General features: G+C 63.5%; 6 protein-coding genes. 5 read left to right on the top strand and 1 reads right to left on the bottom strand.

Annotation, left to right across the window (positions count from 1 at the left end):
- A partial coding sequence (locus tag CRO22_RS18240) for a single-stranded DNA-binding protein (RefSeq protein ID WP_141399490.1) occupies positions 1-180 on the top strand: 180 nt, incomplete at its 5' end.
- A 136-nt stretch (positions 181-316) separates the two neighbouring features.
- Here the strand turns inward: CRO22_RS18240 and CRO22_RS18235 are convergent.
- Positions 317-1,456, bottom strand: a complete 1,140-nt coding sequence (locus tag CRO22_RS18235) for a hypothetical protein (RefSeq protein ID WP_245861032.1) — start codon at positions 1,454-1,456, stop codon at positions 317-319.
- Between the two features lie 303 nt (positions 1,457-1,759).
- Between CRO22_RS18235 and CRO22_RS18230 the strand changes: the two genes are divergently transcribed.
- From CRO22_RS18230 to CRO22_RS18215, 4 genes are all read left to right on the top strand, one after another.
- Positions 1,760-2,959 (top strand): DUF932 domain-containing protein, encoded by a 1,200-nt coding sequence (locus tag CRO22_RS18230; protein ID WP_097071565.1) that lies wholly within the window; start codon positions 1,760-1,762, stop codon positions 2,957-2,959.
- A 123-nt stretch (positions 2,960-3,082) separates the two neighbouring features.
- A complete protein-coding gene (locus CRO22_RS18225; RefSeq protein ID WP_097071564.1) occupies positions 3,083-3,523 on the top strand; it encodes a JAB domain-containing protein in 441 nt (146 codons plus the stop codon).
- Positions 3,524-3,634: 111 nt separating this feature from the next.
- Positions 3,635-4,150 (top strand): DNA repair protein RadC, encoded by a 516-nt coding sequence (locus tag CRO22_RS18220; RefSeq protein WP_097071563.1) that lies wholly within the window; start codon positions 3,635-3,637, stop codon positions 4,148-4,150.
- Positions 4,151-4,252: 102 nt separating this feature from the next.
- Positions 4,253-4,524, top strand: a 272-nt coding sequence (locus CRO22_RS18215) for a hypothetical protein (protein WP_394341508.1), incomplete at its 3' end; no start/stop codon positions are given.

The raw sequence follows: 4,524 nt of genomic DNA, 5'->3' as shown, positions 1-4,524 counted from the left end.
AAGGGCATGAAGGTCCTCGTCCACGGCCGCATCCACTACACCAAGTGGACCGACAGCGCGGGGACCGACCGCTACGGCTGCGAGATCATCGCCGAGAAGGTCGACTTCCTGAGCCGCCCGAAGTCGGCCGAGAACGAAAACCCCGAGCTGGTCGATCGCGACGACGAGATCCCGTTCTGAACGGGGTCTCCCCCTCAGGCCCGGCGGGGAAACCCGCCGGGCTAAAAGTCTCTTCGGGCCACTGGAAAAGGCATCCACGCTTGCCTTCCGGTGCTGAGCGCCTTGAATGCGCCTAGTTGTTCAACGTGCGCACGAGCTAGATTTCGTCTTTGGTTCTGGTCGCGCCGTGACTGCGATACGCGTCGAGCATCAAACGCGTATATTCGGCCGTGCTCTGGGTCACGGTGCCCAAACCGGGCCATGCGAACAACGGATCCGACCAAGCAACTTCCAACTCAATCTCGATTCCGAGCAGTGCGGCCACTTCGATCGCAGCAGTCGGCTCTTTGTCCTCGGGCCAGTAGTGATCCTCGAAGGAAACAACCACGTCGAGATCGTCATCAACCCAGATTTCGGCCAGACTCGCTCCCATGCGCTCGCTGGCATTGGTCGCATCCTCGAACAGGGCAGTCCGGATCAAATGGGTCACCTGGTCACTGTTGAGGTCAAGCCTTGGCCGCGGATCTATAATTGACACGATGGGTTCAATCTCTTGCCTATCGGCGCGGGATTGGACTGGCACTGGTTTTTCATCGGTCGGTTCCAGCCAGAAGGCTTCTGGAAAAATGTTGATTGGTGATGCGCCGCAGCTGGGGCAGTGCCATTGGTTTCCAGCGATCTGTGGGCCGGTGATCTCTGAGTTGCAGTGAAGGCAGTACCAGAGGTTCGATTCCTCCATCTCCAAGAACGGGTGCCGCACATTTCCTTCCGCATCCGGCTTTGTGGCGCGCCGTGGCCAATCGGCAAATCGCCGCGCCTTGACGCTCTGCATCAATTCCCTCGCAATCCCTATGGCTTCTTCACGTAGCACGCGATCGTTCATCGGGCTGGTCTGGGCATGCTTGATGTCGATCTCGACACGAGGGGCGGCCAAAGGGTTTTCTGGCAGCACGATCTGCCAACCCTCACCATCCATGCGGACGTCACCAAGCATTGTTTTCAGTTCGTATGGATGCCCCCGTACTTCTCCTTGAGTGACGGCATCGGGGCTTCCCAAGATATGGCCGAAGGTCGCACCCTCGTAGGAAGTGATCCGTTCCACGAAGGCCTTGATCGTGGCAACTTGTGCTTCGGAGGGAACCCACTCTCCTTTGGCGCTGCCTGTCAACGCATTCCAATGAGCAAAGCCCATTCGACTGGCAACAAAGTCGAGCGCTACGTGCTGTGGTTGACCCGTCGCCCTAGCGTAACGCTTCGCCAGGAGTTTCAAAGTTTTAAGCTTAGTGTTTTCTGTCATGATCCATGTCCAAGCTGGATCTGACTAGGTGCCCGCTGCTAATCAGACCCGCCGATGGCATGAGGTCTGCTGTTCGAAATCAAGATCGCTGCAAAGCTTCGCGTGGCGGGCACACCGGCCTGCGAGAAAGGCCTTGTTTAACCTCTGCCATTTTTGAACGCAGGTCAACACCAGCGAGTTGCGGGCGTGCGGCGCCTCCGACTTAGCGCCGTTTGCCCGACAGAGTTTGAGGTTGGCCGGTTTTCCGGTGACGGGTTGAGGGCTGGGAGAGAGGCTCCCGGCGCCTGTCGCGGAGGAATGCCGATGGGCGTTGTGGAAGTTCTGGATCCGGTCGCACCGGCGCGGGCTGGTGGCTGGAAGGTAGATGTGAGCCGGGGGGAGCGCAACGGGCGGGTGTCGTCCGAATGGTTCAACCGGCCCGATGACGAGCGGTATCTGTCGCTCGACGATCTTTGGGCCTCGGTGAAGGGCCGTTCCGAGCGCAGCCGCAGCCGGGTTGTGCAGACGGCCGATATTCGCGTCGAGGCCGCGCGCGACAGCGCCGAGCGGTTGCATCTGGTCCTGCCGAAAGCGCACGAACCGGTTGCGCCCACGCATTGGGCCTTCGGCCAGCTTGCCAGTATCGTCGGCGCCCCGGCCTCGTACCTGCGGCAGCTGCCGGCGCCGCTCGCCGGGATCAACCTGCAATATGGCCTCTCCAACCACCGCGCCGAGCAGGTCAAGACCTTCGAAACCGAAGATGGCCGCACCGAACTGCGCGCCGTGACCGGGCCCGACTACGGCCGTATCCATGACTTCGAACTGGTCGAAGCGGTGCAGCGCCTCGCGGGCAATGGCACCGGCGATACGCGCTGGAAGGTGCCGGGTGTGCTCGACTGGTCGACGGGGGGCTACAACCCCGATGTCGAGATCAGCCGCGACACGACCACACTCTATGCTTCGGATCGCGACGTCTTCCTGTTCCTCGTCGACGATCACAACCCGATCGAGGCGGGGCGGTTGGCCGACGGCTCCCCCGATCTCTATTTCCGGGGTTTTTATTGCTGGAACTCCGAGGTGGGGGCGAAGACGCTTGGCATGGCGAGCTTTTACCTCAGGGCGGTGTGCCAGAACCGCAACCTCTGGGGCGTCGAGGAGTTTCAGGAGATCAAGATCCGCCACTCGAAATACGCCGCCTCGCGCTTCGCGCATGAAGCGGCCCCGGCCCTGACGCGCTTCGCCAATTCCTCGCCGCAGGGGTTCGTGAACGGCATCCAGGCCGCGCGGCAGCAGATCGTGGCGCGGAGCGACGAGGACCGGGATGATTTCCTGAGGAAACGTGGCTTCTCGAAGGCCGAATCCGCCAAGATCATCGAGAAGGTACTGATGGAAGAGGGCCGCCCGCCCGAAAGCATCTTTGACTTCGTGCAGGGGATCACCCGGCTCGCGCGCGACAAGACCCAGCAAGATGTCCGCCTTGACATGGAAGGGCGGGCCAAGAAGCTGCTCGACAGGGTCGGCTGAGACAGCGTTCGACGGCGCGACCACCTGTGTGGCGGTCGCGCCTCTCTCCTTTTCAGCACAACGCCGCGGATCCCCCGCCCGCAAGGGCGGGGGGTTCGGCGCTTGCACTTCAGCGAGACCCCCATGACCCCCCAGGAAGAAACCATCATCCTCGAGGCCCGCGATATCCTTGGCCGTTATCTCAGCCAGAACCCGGTGATCGGCAGCTGGCAAGCGCTGCTCGATTATTGCGCGCTCACCGTGCGCGGACCGATCGAGCGGTTCTATGTGCTCTATCTCGACCGCAAGAACCGCATCATCTCCGACGAACTACTCTCGACCGGCACGGTCGATCACGTCCCCGTCTATCCGCGCGAGGTGATCAAGCGGGCGCTGATGCTGAACGCGAGCGCGCTGATCTTGATCCACAACCATCCCTCGGGGGATCCGACACCTTCGGAAGCCGATCTCGGCATGACGAAGGAAATCCAGAAGGGCTGCCGCTACCTCGGCCTGACCCTGCATGACCACATCATCGTCGGCGCGGGAACGGAGCTGAGCCTGAGGGACTTGGGCAAGCTCTGACGATCAAGCCCGACCCCGAGCCGTCGCCCTCGAGGAAGAGGGCGGCGGTTTGGGGGGTGACGGTGATGGCGGGGAGAGAGGCTTCCCACCCCCGTCGCAGGAGAATCCGAGATGCTTGATCAAGAATGCCACGCGCGAAAGGCCACTTCGACGATGCGGTTTGACGCCGATGCGCGGCCCGCGCCCAATCCCGATCTGCCCTTCGTTCTGAAACTTGTCTCCCCGGATCCTGGAGCGGCGATGGCCGGGCAGGACCGCCCGGTGGAACTCGATCGCTATGCGACGCTCGCGGATGCGATGTTCGCCGCGGTCGTGCTGGCGCAGGAAGTCGGCCCCGACGTTGCCCCGCACATGATGGTGATCCTCGATCGTGAAGAGCGGCTCGTGCTGGCGGGAGAGCTGGCCGATGGTGCGATTGCCTGGTGCAACCCCGTGCTCTCCGCGCCCGAGGCCCGTTCGGTGTTGCGCGAGGCGAGCGGCTTGCGCGCGCGGGCGAGCCAGGCGGCGGGATGGCGCGAACAGGGGTTCGTGGCGCATCTGCGCCGTCGCGCCGATCACCTCGAGGGGCGGCTCGTCGATCCGCTCTGGCGTGTCGTCGCCGCCCGCGCGCTGCAGCTCGCGGCGTGAGGGCGGAGAGATCGAGAAGGGCAGGGGGGGCTTGGGGCGCCGCCGGGCAGAGAGATCGCCCGGTCCGGCATCCCCCCCTTTTCCCGAACCGGAGTTGACCAGATGACCATGACCGAAGTCCCCCTGCGCGCGGCAGATGGCGCCCTCGGCCGTCGATCTGGCCCCGATCTTCACCGGGCCGTTGACATGACCGATCCCGCATATCTGCGCCTCGGTCTGCCGCTGACGGCATCGCCCCTCGCCGTCCTGCGTGCGGCGGTCCGGGCGCTTCATCCCGATACCCGCGCCGTTCGCGGGTTTCGGGCGGCGCGCAAGCGGTTCTACCGGCAGATGCTTTGCGCGCATGCGGCGCGTCAGGCTGCGGGCGACCAGCG

The sequence above is a fragment of the Rhodobacter maris genome (genome assembly GCF_900217815.1).
Taxonomy (GTDB): Bacteria; Pseudomonadota; Alphaproteobacteria; order Rhodobacterales; family Rhodobacteraceae; genus Rhodobacter; species Rhodobacter maris.
This window is presented reverse-complemented; position numbering and strand designations above follow the sequence as displayed.

Coding starts and splice junctions, on each gene's coding strand:
- CRO22_RS18225 (WP_097071564.1), top strand. CDS start 3,083: ATGACCCCCCAGGAAGAAACCATCATCCTCGAGGCCCGCGATATCCTT.
- CRO22_RS18230 (WP_097071565.1), top strand. CDS start 1,760: ATGGGCGTTGTGGAAGTTCTGGATCCGGTCGCACCGGCGCGGGCTGGT.
- CRO22_RS18235 (WP_245861032.1), bottom strand. CDS start 1,456: ATGACAGAAAACACTAAGCTTAAAACTTTGAAACTCCTGGCGAAGCGT.
- CRO22_RS18220 (WP_097071563.1), top strand. CDS start 3,635: ATGCTTGATCAAGAATGCCACGCGCGAAAGGCCACTTCGACGATGCGG.